This is a genomic window from Pseudomonas sp. TJI-51 (assembly GCF_000190455.2).
GTDB lineage: Bacteria > Pseudomonadota > Gammaproteobacteria > Pseudomonadales > Pseudomonadaceae > Aquipseudomonas > Aquipseudomonas juntendi.
In genome coordinates, this window is sequence record NZ_AEWE02000061.1 from 1 (window position 1) to 2,087 (window position 2,087).

At 57.9% G+C, this 2,087-nt stretch carries 2 protein-coding genes; both read right to left on the minus strand.

All coding sequences use genetic code 11. From position 1 onward, the window contains the following. Positions 1–45: 45 nt before the first annotated feature. Positions 46–1,626: an IS66 family transposase gene (locus G1E_RS13875; protein WP_009681797.1), complete on the minus strand. Its 1,581-nt coding sequence runs from the start codon at positions 1,624–1,626 to the stop codon at positions 46–48. Positions 1,627–1,644: 18 nt separating this feature from the next. After that, positions 1,645–2,049 (minus strand): IS66 family insertion sequence element accessory protein TnpB, encoded by a 405-nt coding sequence (tnpB, locus tag G1E_RS13880; RefSeq protein ID WP_256213943.1) that lies wholly within the window; start codon positions 2,047–2,049, stop codon positions 1,645–1,647. Positions 2,050–2,087: the final 38 nt, after the last annotated feature.

Consider the following 2,087-nt stretch of genomic DNA (forward strand, 5'->3'; position numbering starts at 1 on the left):
GAGTGCGATCCATGAACCCCACCTATCACATGATGGGGCAGCAGGTTACCGTGGCATCTCTGGCGAGCAGTTCCACGGCAGAAGAGCTTCGTAGTCGGCCACCGACGATGCATACGGCAGGTGCTCAAGTACGTGGCGCAGCCACGTATAGGGCTCCTGGCCGTTGACCTTGGCGGTCTCGACCAAGCTGTATATCTGCGCACTTGCCGTGGCGCCCTTGGGCGTGTCACTGAACAGCCAAGCCTTGCGCCCAATGACAAACGGTTTTATCGCACGCTCTGCCAGGTTGTTGTCGATTGGCAAATGGCCCGCTTCGACATACCGTTCCAGGCGGCTCCAGTTGTTTGCCAGGTAATGCACCGCCTTGCCCAATACGCTTTGCGGCGTCACCTGGGCGTACGTCTTATCCAGCCAGCTTTTCAGCTGACCGAGGATCGGTAAGCTTCTTTCCTGGCGACCGATGAACCGCTGTTCGTCGCTGACCTCCTTGAGGTCGCGCTCGATGTCATACAGCTTATTGATCATCGTCAGCGCCACATCGGCTCGTCCGGTCTTACCCTTGGGCTGCACCTTTTGTGCTTCGACGAACTTGCGGCGCGCGTGAACCATGCATGCCAGTCGCTCGATACCGGGCTGCAACGCCAAAGCGTTGTAACCCGCATAATCGTCGGTCATCACATAGCCGCGATAGCCTTGCAGCAGACGCAATGGTACTTCCTGCGCACGGCTGGTGGTGTAGTCGAACAGCACAACTTGTCGATCAGGCGGGCCACTGGCTTGCACCCACATCCAGGATTGGCTGGTCGGGTCTCGATCCGGTTCTTTCAACACCTGGACGCGAGTCTCATCGCAATGAATCACCGGACTTTCCAGCAGCCGATCACGCATCAGGTTCAACAGCGGCTGGAAGTATTTACTGCACTGGATCACCCAACGCGCCAGGGTTTGTCGTGGAACCTCGATGCCGTGGCGGGACAGCACACTTTCAAACCTGTGTAGCGGCAAGCCATCGACGTACTTGGTCGTCAGCAGCATGGCCAGCACGCTTGGGCTGGCCATGCTTTTTTCGATTAGCTGGGCGGGCTTGTCAGCAGTGACAGGAGCAGTCTCGCAACCACGGCAGCCATAGATCTTGCGCACGTGTTTGAGTACGCGGATCTGCATCGGCACGATATCGAGCTGCTCGCTGGTTTCTTCGCCGATGACATGCTTACGGCAACCGCAGGCGCAGGTCAGTTCGTGTTCGGGCAGGTCGTGGATGACTTCGACCCGAGGCAGATCGGCCGACAGTGGTTTGCGTTTGCCGCGACGTTTGGCAGGCGCAACGACTTCTTCGTCGGCATCGTCAACCACCGCCAGTAGCGGGTCGCTTTCGGGTTCGTTGAACATCGCCAGTTGCGGCGTGTTGGGATCGACAGTTTGCTCGGACTTACGGCCAAAGAAACGGTCACGCCATAACTTGATCTGCTCTTTCAGGTCGTCGATGTGTGTCGCATAAGCCTCGTTGAACTCCTGCTCGCGCACACGGGCAGCCGATTGCTCACACGCACGAGCAGCGTAACTCTCAAGCAGCATTTGCTTAAGCAGAACAGGGTCATCCGGGAGGTTGTCGGGCACTGAAATCATGGCCCGGATTATACCGGGTCAGGCGACGAAACGGGGCGTCAGAACCTGATGCGGACGGTTGCGCCAGAGGTCGAAGCCGTCGAGTAACCAGTTAAGTTCCTGGACGGTCAGGACGATGGCTTCGTCGGTGGCGTCGGGGGAAGTTTTGAAACGTTCGGCTTCGAGGCGCTTGAGCCAAAGGCAGAAGCCGTTGCGCTCCCAGTACAACACCTTGATGCGGTTACGGGCTTTATTGAGGAAGACGAAAAGTACGGGGTCGAACACGGCGACCTTGATATCCAACTCGACCAGCGCGGTGAGGCCGTCGATGGACTTTCGGAAGTCTACGGGCTTGGGATAGAGGTACACCTTTTCGACTTTGCTGTCGGGTCGCATCATGGCTGGCGGGCTCCAGAAAGAAATCGGGAGCGCAGCATCGGGCATCAGGTGGACGCTTGGAATGTGGGGATGATGGATCCCTT

What these genes read in the sequence shown, in the direction of transcription:
- tnpB (WP_256213943.1), bottom strand. Translation starts at nt 2,049, where the DNA reads ATGCCCGATGCTGCGCTCCCGATTTCTTTCTGGAGCCCGCCAGCCATG.
- G1E_RS13875 (WP_009681797.1), bottom strand. Translation starts at nt 1,626, where the DNA reads ATGATTTCAGTGCCCGACAACCTCCCGGATGACCCTGTTCTGCTTAAG.